Source organism: Methanobrevibacter sp. (assembly GCF_030539665.1).
Taxonomy (GTDB): domain Archaea; phylum Methanobacteriota; class Methanobacteria; order Methanobacteriales; family Methanobacteriaceae; genus Methanocatella.
On sequence record NZ_JAUNXR010000001.1, the window covers coordinates 256,395 to 272,137 of the forward strand.

Consider the following 15,743-nt stretch of genomic DNA (forward strand, 5'->3'; position numbering starts at 1 on the left):
GAAGATGAAAATATTAATAAAATAGAAAAGGCTTCTGAAAGAATACTGTTCTCTCCAGATGGCTGCTGGCTCCAATCTATTTGGGATTAATCGTTGTTTTGGCAATTATCCTGTATAAGTTCATATATGCAGTAATCCTGTTCATTCCAAGTTCGGTGGAAATGGATTTTCATGAAGTGACAATGAATGTGTTGAATCTTTTGGATTTGTCATTGCTCGCTAATCTGGTCCTGATTGTTACTTTCTCAGGATACGAAAATTTCATATCCAAAATCGATATTGCGAACAAGCATATTGACCGTCCTTCTTGGATGGGAACCCTTGACTTTTCAGGATTAAAACTTAAAATAATCGGTTCTGTAGTAGTTATATCATTAATAGAACTTCTTAGGGACTTCTTGGATGTTGCATCTGTAAGCGAAACTGTAATTTTCTGGAGAATCATGTTGCATTTGACATTTCTGTTTTCAGGATTGATCTTTGCGGTTATGGAACATATTGCCGATAAAGATTAATTCACATTATTTTTTTTTATTTGGGAAATTAGCTTAATTTTATTAATTCCTAATAATTTTTATTATTATTCGATATTTATTATTTTTAAATCACTATTGCTTATTTTAAGCAATATTTACTTGTAAAATTATCAAAAAACTTATAAATAAGCTTTAACAATATTTTAATTGGCATTTGTAATGGGAAATTAATGGTCCTACTTGCGTGTGATGTTTGTCTATTCATTGAAAACATTTTTTTCTCCAACTTTTATGTTTTTCCTAAATGATTTGCATTTTGTAATGGGAAATTAATATTCATACTTGCAATAGGATGTTTAATTATTTGTTGGAAAACATTTTTTTCTCCAACTTCAATGTTTTCATAAAAGCTATAAAAAAAAGTTAAATTGCTCAAGACAATTTTTTAAGGAATTCCAAAGATAAAAAATTAATAAAAAATTAGGCATTTAATTTCTCATTATAGCAAATGCCATATAGACTATAAATATCACAAGAAGAAGGATTCCTTCCTTTTTATCAAACTTGTCCTGTGTTCTTGCAAATATGTAACAAAGAACGGTTACAAACAACATCAGAATCAAATCAATTAGGATGTTTGGTTGAAGCACAATAGGGCTGATTGTTGCACTTGCTGCAAGCACAAACACTATGTTGAACAGGTTGCTTCCGATTACGTTACCTATTACAAGCTCGTTTTCCTCCCTTTTCAAAGCGGTCAATGAAGTGGCAACTTCAGGAAGGGAAGTTCCTATTGAAACGATTGTCAAACCAACTAGGGTTTCACTCATTCCAAAGCTAATTGCAATTGAGGATGCGCTGTTCACTACCAGTTCTCCTCCGATTATAATTCCAGCAAGACCTGCTATTATGAAGAGAATGCTTTTAGGAAGTGATAACTTTGGCTTTTCAACATATTGGGCATCTTTTGATTTTTTGGATGTATATATCAAATAGACCAGGTATACAATTAGCAATATCAAAAGGATTATTCCTTCAACTCTTATTATGTTCCATCCGATTAGTATGAATGCAACAATTGCAACTGTGGCCACAATAAGAAAAGGGAAGTCCTTTTCAAGCATCTGGCGACCTATGCTCAATTCTCCTAAAGCAGCACAAAGTCCTATAATGAAAAGCAGGTTAAAAATGTTACTTCCAATAACATTACTTACTGCCATTGCATTGCTTCCTGTTATTGAAGCGGTAATTGAAACAGCCGCTTCCGGAGCACTTGTTCCCAATGCTACGATAGTTAAACCGACGATGATTGTGGGAATCTTTAAAAGGGCAGCAATGCTGCTTGATCCGCTTACAAAGTAGTCTGCACCCTTTATTAAAAATACAAATCCGAGAATGAGCAGGACAATCTGAATAATCAAGTCAAGCATTTTCATCATCCTCTTGTATTTCTTCCTTATGTTCCGGACCTAAATCGGTTACAAGGATTTTATCTATCTTATTTCCATCCATGTCGATGATTTCAAAACAGAACCTATCGTAATTGAACTTTTCACCCTCATCAGGGATTTTTCCACAGAAACTTAAAACAAATCCTGCAATTGTAGTAAAGTTGTCCTCTTTTTCATCTGGGAATTCTTTGGAATACTCAAACAGTTCCTTGAATCTGTCGATTTGATATCTTCCGTCAATCAACCATGAATCTTCAGTTTTTTGAGTAGCTACTGGATCATCGGTTTCATCAATTCCAGGAATGTCTCCGACAATTCCTTCCAGCAGGTCGTTTAATGTAATTAAACCGACTACGCTTCCGAATTCATCAACAACTAAAGACATATGAACATATTCTTTATTTTCCTTATATTCTCTAAGCAACTCTAATGATTCCAGATTTTCAGGAACTACGATAGGATTTCTTACAATTTCCTCAAGGTCCATATTTCTTTCATTAAAGAGAACTGCAAGAATGTCCTTTGCCTGAACCACTCCAATAAAATCATCCAATTCTCCTTTAGCTATTGGGAAGATTGAACGCTTACTTTCAATAATTTTTTGCTTGTTTTCCTCATCGTCATCTTCCAAGTCAATCCAGATAATCTCGTTTCTTGGAGTCATTATTGTGTCAACTTTTTGTTCATCCATTTTAAAGACACGTTTAATAATGTCCTCTTCCTCTTTCTCGATGTTTCCTTCAACCCTACTTTCCTCAACCATTAAAGCCAATTCTTCTTCTGTGATTGCTGTTTCGGGATTTTCCTTAATTCTAAGAATAGCTAAAACCGCATGTGTTGACTTTGTTAAAAAGGTAGCTATAGGTCCACATACCTTTGTAAGTATTTTCATTGCGGTAGCTACTTTGACAGATACCTTTTCGGGATTGTTCAAAGCAATTACTTTCGGAACGAGTTCCCCAATAACAAGGGAGAAGTAAGTGGTAATTACTACAACAATTAGAATACTTACCAATCCAGGGTATGGAACATAATTTTTAATAATTGCTGCTAATGGATTGGATAATGCTGCACCACCAAAAGCCCCGCTCAATACTCCAATAAGGGTAATTCCCATTTGGACTGCAGATAAAAATTGATTAGAATCATCAAGTAAATCAGAAACAATTTTTGCTTGCTTGTTGCCTTCTTTAATCATCTTTTGAAGTTTTACTTTTCTTGAAGATACAACAGCTAATTCCGCACCGGATAAAATTCCAGTTAAAATCACGAGTATTGCAATTATAATTATATAAAATATCGTCTCATACATTTTTGATCTGACCTATTATTATAAATCACTTGCTAATTTAAAATCGGTGTTTCCATAAATCTCATCTTGCATTTCCTGAACTGCTTCTGAAGCTTCTTCACGAGTAGCAACCTTTCTAAAGATTCTTCTGGATTTCACTTTCAATGTTTTTCCGCATACGCATTTGCGGGTAGCTACTCCTTCCTTTCCATATAGGACTCTTCCACAGTCACAGCGAAATATGAGATACATTGTTACACCTAAAATTTAGTATATAATATTATTGGTTCCACATATTTATACTATTTGTTATCCGCCAAATAATTTCATAAACAATGGTATAAAAACTTTTGATGGGAGTATAAAAAGTGTAGCTATGCTAACTCCAATGTTGGTTCCAATAACCACAAGCAGTATTCTAAAAATGTTGTTGTGCCAAAGGTCTTTTAAATGTTCTATGTTGCTTAAATTTTTAATGTCCCTTTGACGAACCTTTCTTAATTTGGCTTCAGTAAGGCCGGAAAACCATCCTGCAGCAAGTAACGGATGGATAATGGTTAAAGGTGCTACAAGGCCCCCAACTATTGCTGACAATAATTTTGATCCTGATAGGATTGATCCTAAAAAACCCATTATCATGCTTATCGCTAAAAATTCGATAAGATTGCCGGTTATGTTTATCCCGCTAAAAAATGCCAGAAAAAATATCACAACAAAAAGAATGGGAATCAGTGCGAGAAATATTTTAACCCAGGGGATTCCGTTTTTATCATCAGTTACCCGTAAGCTGTCTAATGTTGGCAATGTTTCGGGATTGTCAAGATATCTGTAAATTCCAGGCTTATGTCCAGCTCCAACGACGGCCACTATTTTTTCCTGTGGGAGGTTTAAAATGTTTCCAGCAAGATATGCGTCTCTTTCCTTTACTAGCACTTCGTATGCTCCAGGGGAGATTTCTTGAAACATTTCCATTATTTCATCAAGGTTTTCGGGATTTTTAAGTTCTTCAATGTCGATTTCATCTTCAAGCTCATCCTTCTTAAAGAAAGAAACAATAGAATCCCAAACAAAGCTGGCCTTTTCCTTAAATGTCATCTTATTGAGGGCTCTTTGAAGTGTGATGTTAATGTCCCTATCGATTAGGGCTATTGGAATTCCAAGATCTTCTGCAGCTTCTATTGCTCCAACCATTTCTGATCCTGGTTTTACATCCACATCTTCACCTATCTTTGATTGGAAATAGCTTAGGAAGGTACTTGCAAGAAATACTCCTATCTTGTTCTGTTTTATTATTTCAGTTACGGATATTGCATCATCTTCTTCAATACCCATCATTTCATTCTTAATGCGAGTATATCTTCCTTTATCTAATTCAATAGCCACTATATCGGGGTGCTGTTCATATATTGCATCTTTAACTTCATCAACGCTTTCTTCAGATACATGAGCAGTACCGATAATAGTTAAGTATTCTCTATTCATCAATCACACTTCTTATAAAATAATTATTATTAATTTATAATTTCTATTATAAAAGTTTAATTTTATTATCGATGTATATACCAACATTGTTGGTAATGTTCTTCAGAATACAGCAGTCAACATCCTTTTCATTGCCTATCTTTCTAAGTTTTTTCCCCGAATTTGAATTATAGATTCCTTTACATAGATTATCGTAATTTCTGCTGGCAAGGATGCTGGCTTTCGCATAATCAGTAAATTCACAGTCTTTACAAATTTCATAGATCCAATATATGATTTCTCCACTTACCAGAAAATCCTCAAGTGCAAAGTTTCCCCTATATCCGGCCATAACAACATCGATTTCATCGGAACTTAATTCAAGGGCTTTTTCAGCGACAGCCTTTGCATTAACCATTGAACCGATCAAAACGGTTGATTCCATATCCTTAAGGATTCTGGTTCCATTGCTTGTAGTCAAAATCAATGTTTTTGATTTGTCTGACGGTATTTCAAAAGATTCAACTTCCTGTGGTGAATTTCCAACATCAAATCCTTCGACTTTTATTCCGGATCTTTCCCCTGCCACAATTGAGTTGTATTTTTCACTTAATGCAATAGCTTCTTCTGGGGTAAAACAAGGAATTATTTCTTCAAAATTATTCAAAGCCAATGTTATTGTGGTGCTGGCTCTTAGGGCATCCACCATTATTGATACGTCATTGGTAGTGGTTTTTTCCAAAGATAAAGAAACTTTCATAATATTTAATATTGTACTTATTTTATAAATATAATTTATGAGAATTGTTACCACTCCAATGTGTGAAGAAATAGTGAAACTTGCAGGAATTGACGATTATGCTATAAATAAATTTCCAACATCAGACGATGGGGATTTAGCCATATTGCTGTCTGAAAGCAAAACAGATATGGATTCTATTTATTTAAAATTAAATACTTTTAACCAGATAGTGGAGTCAATAGAAAAGGTTGCAGACAGATGTGGAACAGAATGCATAATCGATTTTAATGAATGTGAAATGGCTGGCAAATACCTAAACTGCACTCCTGAAAATTCAACAAAAGTGAAGGTCTATTCTAATTTTCTTAAAGATATTGTTGAGGATATGGGATTTGAAATTTCAGAGGAAGATTATGATTATATAGTGGCTCCCGATTATTTGATTCCAAAAATTGAAGAAAATCAGGAAGTAATTATTGAAATTCCTTCCCATGGTTCTGTTTCACCTAATCCTATTAAAAGGGCCTGTCAAAGATATGCCATTCTAGAAGATTTTATTAATAAGTAAAAGTAAAAATAATTATGTATAATTTATAGTATGGGGATCAAATATGTTTGAAACATTGACTTTTACAGGTGGAGTTCATAAAAGTGAAGAAATCAAGGAACTTATTGAGGATTTAGGAGGGTTCATTCTCCAAGAAAATGTTTTACAGATGGACTTGGTCTTAAATATGGCAGTTCCTTTAGAAGATGTTGATAAAATTGAAAAGAAATCAAAGGAATTATTGGCAAAGCTTACTGTAGCTCCAATGGCAGGTAGTGAAATAGCTATTGTATCACCAACTCTTGCAAGACATCACCTTCCTCATGCTGCTTGTGACATATCTGAGTTTTTACGTGAGTATGGTGCAAAAGACAATATGATAGGTCTTGCCCGTGGAGATGGTAAAGGAACTTCAGGAATTACTGAAGAAGAAAAAAAATTAATAAACGAGCATGATGTGGCCGTTTTTGCCCTTGGAAGTTTTAAGGATTGCATTATTGAAAAATCATTCCTATATGATGACATTGATATTCCAGTTGTGGTAACTGGAGCGCCGGAAATTCCTTTAGAAGAGCTTCCTGGAGCTGACGCTTATGTTCCGGGGCTTGGTAGAATTCCAAGAAGATTAAGAAGAGGTCCTGATGTGCGTGCTTTGGAAAAGCTTGCAGAAACTGTTGAAGATATTTTGAACAACAAAAAAAGAGAAATGGTTCACGATCCGCCTTTGGTTCCTTCAATTGTTGTTAAAAACGCAATCGAAAATCAGGTTCCAGCTATTAAGGAAGTTATTTCTCCTCTCCCTGTTACCGGACAGCTTGATGGTGTTCGTATAAAATTGGATTATGACAAATATCATGAAGAAATTGAAAATGTTGTTATTGACAACAAGAAATTGTCTGAACTTGCAGAGATCAGACGTTCTGCTATGTATAATTACATTTTAGTTAAAATTTACTCTGAAAGTCAACTTGTTGAAGATATTATTGTTAAGGATGCTTTATAATGAGTTTTCCTAAAAAAAGATTCATATTTAAACTTTCTCAACAATTTTTATTTTTTATTTTTTATTTCTGCTTATTGAAGTTCACATCTTATCTATTCTATCCTTTGAATGATTTAGAATGTTTGGCCGTAAGCCTGACATTATCGGTTCTCAATGTTGTTTGCGTTTATATCGAGTTTGTAAATTCTAATGGGATTACCCGATTCATTGTTGAGGTTTTGGATTCTCTAAATTGGGTTGCACTGATGTACTTGTTTTTGGCTATAGCTATTTTATTGTTTAATTACTTTGTATGTACAACATCGTTATTTTGCAATAGGCTTTCCTTACTTTTGATTGTTGGACTTTTTATCTATGGGTATTATAATGCACATACTCCTAAAATAACTGAACGAACTTTGTATTTAAAAAATCTTCAAGAAGAAATTGATATAATTCACCTATCTGATATACATGTAGGTTCTATAAGAAGGCAAGGTTTGCTTAAAAAATTATCTAAGAAAATCAACTCAATAAATTCTGACGCAGTCATAATTTCAGGGGACCTGGCAGACGGAAGCAACAGGATTCAACCAGATGATTTTAAGGAACTTGGAAAAATAAAGTCTCCAGTAATATTCACTCCAGGAAATCATGACTATTATACTGGAATCGAAAACGTATTCCAGGCATGTGAAAATGCAGGAATAATCATATTGGATAATGAAAAAACAGAAATCAAAGGCCTCAACATATACGGCATAGGATTTGGAAGCGAAGAGCCGGATTTTGAAATCAGCAAAGAGGAAAACAATCTCCTGATTTATCATCTCCCTGCAAACTGGGATGAGTTCATAGAAAGGGGATTCAACATAATGCTGTCAGGACACACGCATGGAGGACAATTCTATCCTGCAAACCTCTGGGTAAAGGCAGTTTTTCCACTTTTAAGGGGATTATATGAAAAGGAAGGAAACTACATAAACGTAAGCGATGGGGCAGGAACCATAGGACCTCCAATAAGAATAGGAACAAAAGCGGAAATCGGAATTTTAAAATTAAGAAAAAGGGATTAAAATCTCCTTTTCATTCCATAAAAATTAATGGCATCAACCAAATCGTTAAATTGCTCAAGCTCACGTTCAATTACATTTTCATCAATCATGTCAAAACTAAGCTCTCCATCAACACTTAAGGTATCTGGACCATAACCGACGATTCTTTCCACACCATCGGAACTTAAGATTCTCTCAGCATCAAGCAAATGAACAAAGGCCCGTCCTGGAATAATAACAGACTCCTGAACCTCGCTCAAATCAATATTTTCAAGGTCCTCCTTTGTAATCAAACAGGCAATCTCTTTTTCAACAGGGATCACATTAACGCTATCCGCTCCAATTTTTTCAAATATCCTCTCAATAAATGGGGCCGCTATTTTTGATGTTATGATTGTGGCTTCCCCTGTAACCTCTTTAATGAATTGCAGGAATATCTCATTTTCATCTTTGGCTATTGCAAATGGCCCTCCAGTAGTCGGATCGCCCAAAGGTGTTCCACTGACTCTAAAACCATATTCTTTATCAATGCTTTCAACCAGCTCCTGAAAACTTTCTACACTTTGAGATTCGAAATCCTTTAAGATAGGTTCATTTCCCAAAATCAAACCTTCATTAAATGTGTTTGCAAAGCGCATTAAAATAATTCCCTTGGCTCCCCATTCTTCCAAGCTATTGCATGTTTGCCTTAAGACATCACCGTCATTGACTCCAGGCACTATAACGGAAGCAGCAGTTAAATCTATATTTTCAGCAAACATCTTACATGCATCTAAGGAAGCTTCAGGTGTTCTGTCCTTCACCCATTCTCTTCTTAGTTCTGGATTATCTGCGAATACTGTAAATGTGACTTCATCAACACCGTTGTCAATAAGCTTGCTAGCCATTGAAACGTCTTTTATTCCTTTTCCGGAAGTATAGCCCAAATGTGATTTTAAAGACATCTGATTAAGGGCTGCAGTGAGATCTTCTAGATATGGATAACAGCTTATGTCTCCTCCACCACTAATATTAGCCTTTATTTCTCCTCTGATTGGTTGCATCATTAATGTAGTTTGTATATTAGTGATGACTTCAAATGGATTTTTAAATTCACTCTGTGTTTCACTTACTCCCTTACTACATCTTTCACATCCAATTGTATTTGGAAGACAATGTGCACATCCAAATGCTTTTACGTCTTTTACCTTTCTAAAGTAACAGTATTTACAGAAACCGTCACAATCCTTTCCAGGTATTCCTCCAACATCAGCTACAATTTGCATAAAAATTAGTTTGTATATTATTATATTTAATAAAATCCCTATTTTCAAAAAATTCATGAAAAGCAGATTTATTAACTTATTTCTATAAAAATTCAATTTAATTGTCTTATAATCATGCAGTCAAATATTGTTATTTTTTTATAATGCTTCATATTAAGAAATGAATACTTACAATATAGGGTCATCATTGTTTCTAGATATAAACCATTATTTTAATTTTTAAATGATTTTTAAGTAAAAATGCCTAAAATAAATTATAATTCTAATTTTTTAAAAGTAATACTTTTTTAAGTCTTTATCTTAAATTAATCAATTTTTATTATTCTTTATAAATCTTTCTAAAAAGGATTAAGGATAATATTTATATTATATTTTAGATAAAATAAAATTTGTATACCAAATGGCTGGCTATTGCAAAAACTTGCTTTGTAGCTTACGAAGATAAATAAAAAAAATTTGTTTATTTTTGTGGTATATTAAATATTTAAACTCTATTTAATTAGGAGGGAAAAAATGGCAAAGTTTGATGATAAAGTCGATTTATACGACGAAAGAGGCAACGAAATTGCATCTGACATTCCAATCGAAGCTATCAGTCCACTCAGAAACCCTGCAATTAAAGACATCGTACAAGGTGTTAAAAGAACTGTTGCAGTAAACTTAGAAGGACTCGAAAAATCTATTAAAACAGGTGCAGTCGGTGGAGACAAATCTAGAATTTTAGGAAGAGAATTAGATCTTGATATCGTAGGCAGTGCAGAAGCAATTGCTGAAAGTATGAAAAAAATGATCCAAGTTTCTGAAGATGACGATACTAAAATTGAACCTATTTCTGGAGGAAAAAGGTTATTAGTACAAATCCCATCTACTAGAATTGAAGTAGCAGCTGAATACTCTGTTGCACCATTATCTACCGCAACTACTTTAGTACAATCTATTATTGACATCTTCGATGTAGACATATACGATGCTAACTACCTTAAAGCAGCAGTATTAGGAAGATACCCACAATCTGTAGATTACAAAGGTTCCAACATTGCTACTATGTTAGACATTCCACAAAAACTCGAAGGTGCAGGATACGCTTTAAGAGCAATTAAAGCAAACGATTTCGCTGCAGCAACTTTGAAAAACTCATTACAAGCTACTGCATTAGCATCAATCTTCGAACAAACTGCTATGTTTGAAATGGGAGATGCATTAGGTGCTTACGAAAGATTACACTTATTAGGTTTAGCTTACCAAGGTTTAAACGCAAACAACATGGTATTAGACTTAGTTAAAGAAAACGCTGATGGTACTGTAGGTTCATTAGTACAAGCTACTATCGAAAAAGCAGAAGCTGACGGAATCATCGCAAAAGAAGATGGATACATTTACAGTACTTCTGATGCTGCTAAATGGAACGCATACACCGCAGCTGGTGCTGTTGCAGCTACTATGGTTAACGTAGGTGCTGCTCGTGCTGCTCAAGGTATTCCTTCAACTTTATTATACTACAATGATAACATTGAATTCGCAACTGGTTTACCAGGTCTTGACTATGGTAGAGCAGAAGGTGTAGCTGTAGGATTCTCATTCTTTAGTCACTCCATTTACGGTGGAGGAGGTCCTGGTCTCTTTAACGGTAACCACGTAGTAACCAGACACAGTAAAGGATTCTGTATCCCTTGTGTAGCTGCTGCAATGTCATTAGACGCAGGAACACAACTCTTCTCTCCAGAAGCAACCTCTGGATTAATTAAAGAAGTATACAGTAAGATTGACGAATTTAGAGAACCTCTCGAAGCTGTTGCAACCGCAGCTGAAGAAATTAAAGGTGACATCTAATTAATTTGATTCAAATCTAATTTTTCAGAAGAAGGTTAAGAAATGGATATTGAAATATTTCCTCATAGAGTTCTTGGAAGTGACACAACAGAAAAGCTCTTGAACGACATCGAACGTCTTGAAGATGTTAAAAGAACTGTTATTCATGGACCAAGATTTCCAAAAACAGAAGAATCTTTACCTCCTCAATACAGGGAACGTAGAGTTATTACTGTAAATGGTGAACCTGTAGTTCTTAAAGTTAAAACTGGTAGGATTTTCATAGAAATTACCTTGGAGTCCACTATTGATTTAATTAGAGAAATTTGTGAGAAACATATTCCTCATGGTTTTGAAATTAATCAAAGTAGAGCTCAATACATTAGAAAAGAAAGAACTGTTTCCGATAGAATTAAATATGGGGAAGCAGATTTACCAGATGAATTAGTAGGTTTAACAGATCAATATTCAAGTTTTGATGACCACGTAAACATTTTAAGAAAAGATCAATACGATTAATATGATAGGACGCTGTACTCACGTAGTAGATTGTAGGGAAACAAGTGGTATGGGTAAAGGTGGAAGCCTAGCTCAAAGAGGCACATTCGCTGAATGTGGTTCTGATGTTTTAGCTGTCGCTATGTCTCCAGGACGTAGACATATCACTAAGCCTGTTTGTGAAATTACATTTGGTTTGCGTGAAGCAAATCTTTTAACCAGTACAATGGTATTAAATGCTGGTGCTGGTGTTCCTCATGATGCTCCTGCTTCTGGAGGTACCTTATTCGGTCTCACTGATAAAGAAGTGGAACAAATGGATAAATTCAAATTGTTGGTTATTCATTTGGGTGGAGTTAAGAATCATATTATTTACAAAGCAAGGTTAATTCTAAGAAATGTTAACAAACATTGTATTATCATCTGCGAATCACCAGTAGATTGTGAAGATTTCGCAAAAATAGGTGTTAAAACTTCTACTGTAATGCCTACTGAGGATAATATTAAAACAAAAGGTACAATTGATGATATAGTTACCGGCGTTATTCGTGGTGAAACAGTTAATCAAGAAAAGTTAGATGAAATTATTAGAAAAGTTAAATTAGCATTAGGAGATGCATAATTATGGCACAATTATATCCAGGTACATCTCAAGTTGCAGAAAACAGAAGAAACTTTACTAACCCAGAATACGAGTTAGAAAAGCTCAGAGAAATTTCTGACGAAGATGTAGTAAAAATATTAGGTCACAGAGCTCCAGGTGAAGAATACAAAAGCGTACACCCACCATTAGATGAAATGGATGAGCCAGACGACATTGTAAGAGAATTAGTAGCACCAATCGATGGTGCAAAAGCAGGAGACAGAATTAGATACATCCAATTCGTAGACTCCATGTACTTCGCTCCAGCTCAACCTTTCTTAAGAGCTAGATCATACTTATACAGATACAGAGGAATCGATACCGGTACCTTATCCGGAAGACAAGTAATCGAAGCAAGAGAAAGAGACATCGAACGTATTTCCAAAAACCTCTTAGAAACCGAATACTTCGATACCGCAAGAACCGGTATTAGAGGTGCAGGGGTACACGGTCACTCTTTAAGACTCGATGAAAACGGTTTAATGTTTGATATGCTTAGAAGACAAGTATTCAACAAATCAACCGGTAACGTAGAAATGGTAAGAGACCAAGTAGGTCTTGACTTAGACGAACCTGTTGTTTTAGGTGAACCATTAGACGAAGAAACATTAAAAGCAAAAACAACAATCTACAGATGCGACGGAGAAGCATACAAAGATGATAAAGAAGCTGTTGAAGTATGTCAAAACATACACGTAAGCAGATCCTTCGGTGCATTCAACCCAATTAAAGGATGGTAGAAAACATGGCTGATAAGAAATTTTTACATGCAATGAATGAAAAATTCAGAGAAGATCCTACTGATAAAAGGACTACTTTTTATAACATGGACGGTTGGAAACAATCCCCAAGAAAAAGTGAATTTGTAGCAGAAGCTAAAGAAATCGCTGAAAAAAGAGGAATCCCAATGTACAACCCAGACATTGGTACTCCTTTAGGTCAAAGAGCTTTAATGTCCTACCAATTATCCACTACCGATACTTTTGTTGAAGGTGACGATTTACACTTTATTAACAACGCAGCTATCCAACAAGCTTGGGACGACATCAGAAAAACCGTAATTGTAGGTTTAAACACTGCTCACAACGTTCTCGAAAAAAGATTAGGTATTGAAGTAACTCCAGAAACCATTACTGAATACTTAGAAACTGTAAACCACGCTATGCCTGGTGCAGCAGTAGTTCAAGAACACATGGTAGAAACTGACCCATTAGTAGTTTCAGACAGTTACGTAAAAGTATTTACTGGTGACGATGAATTAGCAGATGAAATTGATTCCGCATTCGTTTTAGACATCAACAAAGAGTTCAACGAAGAACAAGCTGAAGCTTTAAAAGCTGAAGTAGGTGGAAGTGTATGGCAAGCTGTAAGAATTCCTGGTATCGTAGGAAGAGTTTGTGACGGAGGTACCACCTCAAGATGGTCTGCTATGCAAATCGGTATGTCCATGATTTCCGCATACAACCAATGTGCTGGTGAAGGAGCTACTGGTGACTTCGCATACGCATCCAAACACGCAGAAGTTATTCACATGGGTACTTACTTACCTGTAAGAAGAGCAAGAGCAGAAAACGAGCTTGGTGGAGTTCCATTCGGATTCATGGCAGATATCTGTCAATCTTCCAGAGTTAACCCTGACGACCCAGTACGTACTACCTTAGATGTAGTAGCTTTAGGTGCTGCATTATACGACCAAATCTGGTTAGGTTCTTACATGTCTGGTGGTGTAGGATTCACTCAATACGCAACCGCAGCTTACACTGACGATGTATTAGATGACTTCACTTACTACGGTAAAGATTACGTAGAAGACAAATACGGTGGATTAACCGAAGCACCTAACACCATGGACACTGTTCTTGATGTAGGTACTGAAGTTACTTTCTACTCCTTAGAACAATACGAAGAATACCCAGCATTACTCGAAACTCACTTCGGTGGATCTCAAAGAGCTTCCGTTGTATCCGCAGCTGCAGGTTGTTCAACCGCATTCGCTACCGGTAACGCTCAAACTGGTTTAAGCGCATGGTACTTAGGTATGTACTTACACAAAGAACAACACTCCAGATTAGGATTCTACGGTTTCGATTTACAAGATCAATGTGGTGCAGCTAACACCTTCTCCATCAGAAACGATGAAGGTTTACCACTCGAAATGAGAGGTCCTAACTACCCTAACTACGCAATGAACGTAGGTCACCAAGGTGAATATGCAGGTATCGCACAAGCACCTCACGCAGCTCGTGGAGACGCTTGGGCTTTCAACCCATTAGTAAAAATTGCATTTGCTGACAAAAACTTAATCTTTGACTTCAGTAAACCTCGTGCAGAATTTGCTAAAGGTGCATTAAGAGAGTTCGAACCATCCGGTGAAAGAACTGCAATCACCCCAGCAAAATAGATTCAAACTTTGTAAATAGGTGATTCTTTCACCTATTTATTTTTCATAAATTAGTAACATGCATTAAAAGATTAATTAGCAAACTTTTTATATTAATATTAAGAAAAATTAATTATATCAATTTTAATTGATATTGTAAAAATATATTTTTTTACATTAATGTAATAATATTGGAGTAATATTATTATTTTCACGTTTATTAAATGGTTAATTTAATAAAAAATATGGAGGAAAAAATTTATGGACCCTGTAACATTAGGTGTTGTTGCATTAATGGGTGCAGTTGCAACTATTGGTGGGGCTGCTGAGGACCTTGAATCTGACATAGGATCTCAAAGTAACCCAAACTCACAAGTTCAACTTGCTCCACAAATGGGACATTTACACCGTATGATTAACAAAGCGGCTTCTGGTGAACCAGTCGCTTATGGTACTTGGTGTGGTATTGCGGGTGCTGTTGCATTTATTTTAATTACCTTTGGTTTAATGCCTATTGTATCTATTGCAATCGGTGCTTGTGTTGCTGCATTAGTTCACGGAATTTATACAGTAACAGCTCACTTTGGTAGGATTGTTGGTCAATCACAATTCGAACAACCATTGTTTATGGATGTTGTAACTGAGTCATTAGGACCTATCGTAGGTCACGGATTTATAACTACTTTTTGTATTGTTGGAATTTCTTACTTAATGGTTATTCCAATTAATGGAACTGCTTTACATGTATTCCCATTACCTTTATTAGCAATGCTTTGGGGTATTGCTCTCGGTGCTATCGGTTCTTCTACCGGGGATGTACACTATGGTGCAGAAAGCGAATATCAAAAGTTCCCATTCGGAGGAGGTACTCCTGTAGCTATCCAAGGGGATATTGTAACCAAAGCTCCATTAGGTGCTAAAAACTCTATTGATGTTGGTAACTTCTGTGCTAAATTTGGTGGTCCAATTACTGGATTCTGTTTCGGTCTTGTTGTATTCTTCAGTTTCTGGAACACTGTTGTATTTGGAGTATATGGTGGAATTATTTCAGGTATTATTCTTATTATTATTTTAATCATCTTAAATGATAGAGTTGAAGTATTTGCAAGAAATACCTATGGACCATATGAGGAAGATTAAGGA

16 protein-coding genes are annotated in these 15,743 nt (G+C 35.4%); 10 read left to right on the top strand and 6 right to left on the bottom strand.

Features of this window, described 5'->3' with window-relative positions:
- Window positions 1–80 precede the first annotated feature (80 nt).
- Complete coding sequence (locus Q4P18_RS01200) at window positions 81–515, top strand: YqhA family protein (protein WP_303334654.1); 435 nt, start codon at window positions 81–83, stop codon at window positions 513–515.
- Between the two features lie 449 nt (window positions 516–964).
- Here Q4P18_RS01200 and Q4P18_RS01205 read toward each other — a convergent pair whose 3' ends face one another.
- The 5 genes from Q4P18_RS01205 to comB are packed head-to-tail and all read right to left on the bottom strand — an operon-like array spanning window position 965 to window position 5,439.
- On the bottom strand, window positions 965–1,906 hold the full coding sequence (locus Q4P18_RS01205; protein WP_303334657.1) for a calcium/sodium antiporter: 942 nt from the start codon (window positions 1,904–1,906) through the stop codon (window positions 965–967).
- Complete coding sequence (locus Q4P18_RS01210) at window positions 1,899–3,239, bottom strand: hemolysin family protein (protein WP_303334659.1); 1,341 nt, start codon at window positions 3,237–3,239, stop codon at window positions 1,899–1,901. Before Q4P18_RS01210 ends, Q4P18_RS01205 begins: the two co-directional genes overlap by 8 nt.
- Window positions 3,240–3,257: 18 nt before the next feature.
- On the bottom strand, window positions 3,258–3,470 hold the full coding sequence (locus Q4P18_RS01215) for a DUF1922 domain-containing protein (protein ID WP_303334661.1): 213 nt from the start codon (window positions 3,468–3,470) through the stop codon (window positions 3,258–3,260).
- 57 nt (window positions 3,471–3,527) lie between these two features.
- Window positions 3,528–4,700 (bottom strand): TraB/GumN family protein, encoded by a 1,173-nt coding sequence (locus Q4P18_RS01220; RefSeq protein WP_303334663.1) that lies wholly within the window; start codon window positions 4,698–4,700, stop codon window positions 3,528–3,530.
- Between the two features lie 46 nt (window positions 4,701–4,746).
- Window positions 4,747–5,439, bottom strand: coding sequence for a 2-phosphosulfolactate phosphatase (gene comB / locus Q4P18_RS01225; RefSeq protein WP_303334665.1), 693 nt, complete (start codon window positions 5,437–5,439; stop codon window positions 4,747–4,749).
- A gap of 37 nt (window positions 5,440–5,476) precedes the next feature.
- Between comB and Q4P18_RS01230 the strand changes: the two genes are divergently transcribed.
- The 3 genes from Q4P18_RS01230 (at window position 5,477) to Q4P18_RS01240 (ending at window position 8,026) form a co-directional block, all read left to right on the top strand.
- Window positions 5,477–5,989, top strand: a complete 513-nt coding sequence (locus tag Q4P18_RS01230) for a hypothetical protein (RefSeq protein ID WP_303334667.1) — start codon at window positions 5,477–5,479, stop codon at window positions 5,987–5,989.
- A 43-nt stretch (window positions 5,990–6,032) separates the two neighbouring features.
- Entirely contained in the window at window positions 6,033–6,971 is a 939-nt protein-coding gene (locus tag Q4P18_RS01235; RefSeq protein WP_303334669.1) for a methanogenesis marker 7 protein, read from the top strand.
- Between the two features lie 104 nt (window positions 6,972–7,075).
- Window positions 7,076–8,026, top strand: coding sequence for a metallophosphoesterase (locus tag Q4P18_RS01240; protein WP_303334672.1), 951 nt, complete (start codon window positions 7,076–7,078; stop codon window positions 8,024–8,026).
- Here the strand turns inward: Q4P18_RS01240 and mmp10 are convergent.
- A complete protein-coding gene (gene mmp10 / locus Q4P18_RS01245; protein ID WP_303334674.1) occupies window positions 8,023–9,270 on the bottom strand; it encodes a methyl coenzyme M reductase-arginine methyltransferase Mmp10 in 1,248 nt (415 codons plus the stop codon). The genes Q4P18_RS01240 and mmp10 overlap by 4 nt on opposite strands.
- 513 nt (window positions 9,271–9,783) lie before the next feature.
- Here mmp10 and mcrB point away from each other — a divergent pair.
- The 6 genes from mcrB (at window position 9,784) to mtrE (ending at window position 15,740) form a co-directional block, all read left to right on the top strand.
- Window positions 9,784–11,100: a coenzyme-B sulfoethylthiotransferase subunit beta gene (gene mcrB, locus Q4P18_RS01250; protein ID WP_303334676.1), complete on the top strand. Its 1,317-nt coding sequence runs from the start codon at window positions 9,784–9,786 to the stop codon at window positions 11,098–11,100.
- 42 nt (window positions 11,101–11,142) lie between these two features.
- Window positions 11,143–11,598: a methyl-coenzyme M reductase operon protein D gene (mcrD, locus tag Q4P18_RS01255; RefSeq protein WP_303334678.1), complete on the top strand. Its 456-nt coding sequence runs from the start codon at window positions 11,143–11,145 to the stop codon at window positions 11,596–11,598.
- A 1-nt stretch (window position 11,599) separates the two neighbouring features.
- Complete coding sequence (mcrC, locus tag Q4P18_RS01260) at window positions 11,600–12,199, top strand: methyl-coenzyme M reductase I operon protein C (RefSeq protein WP_303334680.1); 600 nt, start codon at window positions 11,600–11,602, stop codon at window positions 12,197–12,199.
- Window positions 12,200–12,201: 2 nt separating this feature from the next.
- Window positions 12,202–12,960 carry a coenzyme-B sulfoethylthiotransferase subunit gamma gene (gene mcrG / locus Q4P18_RS01265; protein ID WP_303334682.1) on the top strand — a complete coding sequence of 253 codons (759 nt, stop codon included), beginning with the start codon at window positions 12,202–12,204 and terminating at the stop codon, window positions 12,958–12,960.
- A gap of 5 nt (window positions 12,961–12,965) precedes the next feature.
- Window positions 12,966–14,621 (top strand): coenzyme-B sulfoethylthiotransferase subunit alpha, encoded by a 1,656-nt coding sequence (mcrA, locus tag Q4P18_RS01270; protein ID WP_303334684.1) that lies wholly within the window; start codon window positions 12,966–12,968, stop codon window positions 14,619–14,621.
- A 240-nt stretch (window positions 14,622–14,861) separates the two neighbouring features.
- Window positions 14,862–15,740 (top strand): tetrahydromethanopterin S-methyltransferase subunit E, encoded by an 879-nt coding sequence (mtrE, locus tag Q4P18_RS01275; RefSeq protein WP_303334686.1) that lies wholly within the window; start codon window positions 14,862–14,864, stop codon window positions 15,738–15,740.
- Window positions 15,741–15,743 lie beyond the last annotated feature (3 nt).

What these genes read in the sequence shown, in the direction of transcription:
- Q4P18_RS01205 (WP_303334657.1), bottom strand. Translation starts at nt 1,906, where the DNA reads ATGCTTGACTTGATTATTCAGATTGTCCTGCTCATTCTCGGATTTGTA.
- Q4P18_RS01210 (WP_303334659.1), bottom strand. Translation starts at nt 3,239, where the DNA reads ATGTATGAGACGATATTTTATATAATTATAATTGCAATACTCGTGATT.
- Q4P18_RS01215 (WP_303334661.1), bottom strand. Translation starts at nt 3,470, where the DNA reads ATGTATCTCATATTTCGCTGTGACTGTGGAAGAGTCCTATATGGAAAG.
- Q4P18_RS01220 (WP_303334663.1), bottom strand. Translation starts at nt 4,700, where the DNA reads ATGAATAGAGAATACTTAACTATTATCGGTACTGCTCATGTATCTGAA.
- comB (WP_303334665.1), bottom strand. Translation starts at nt 5,439, where the DNA reads ATGAAAGTTTCTTTATCTTTGGAAAAAACCACTACCAATGACGTATCA.
- Q4P18_RS01230 (WP_303334667.1), top strand. Translation starts at nt 5,477, where the DNA reads ATGAGAATTGTTACCACTCCAATGTGTGAAGAAATAGTGAAACTTGCA.
- Q4P18_RS01235 (WP_303334669.1), top strand. Translation starts at nt 6,033, where the DNA reads ATGTTTGAAACATTGACTTTTACAGGTGGAGTTCATAAAAGTGAAGAA.
- mmp10 (WP_303334674.1), bottom strand. Translation starts at nt 9,270, where the DNA reads ATGCAAATTGTAGCTGATGTTGGAGGAATACCTGGAAAGGATTGTGAC.
- mcrB (WP_303334676.1), top strand. Translation starts at nt 9,784, where the DNA reads ATGGCAAAGTTTGATGATAAAGTCGATTTATACGACGAAAGAGGCAAC.
- mcrD (WP_303334678.1), top strand. Translation starts at nt 11,143, where the DNA reads ATGGATATTGAAATATTTCCTCATAGAGTTCTTGGAAGTGACACAACA.
- mcrC (WP_303334680.1), top strand. Translation starts at nt 11,600, where the DNA reads ATGATAGGACGCTGTACTCACGTAGTAGATTGTAGGGAAACAAGTGGT.
- mcrG (WP_303334682.1), top strand. Translation starts at nt 12,202, where the DNA reads ATGGCACAATTATATCCAGGTACATCTCAAGTTGCAGAAAACAGAAGA.
- mcrA (WP_303334684.1), top strand. Translation starts at nt 12,966, where the DNA reads ATGGCTGATAAGAAATTTTTACATGCAATGAATGAAAAATTCAGAGAA.
- mtrE (WP_303334686.1), top strand. Translation starts at nt 14,862, where the DNA reads ATGGACCCTGTAACATTAGGTGTTGTTGCATTAATGGGTGCAGTTGCA.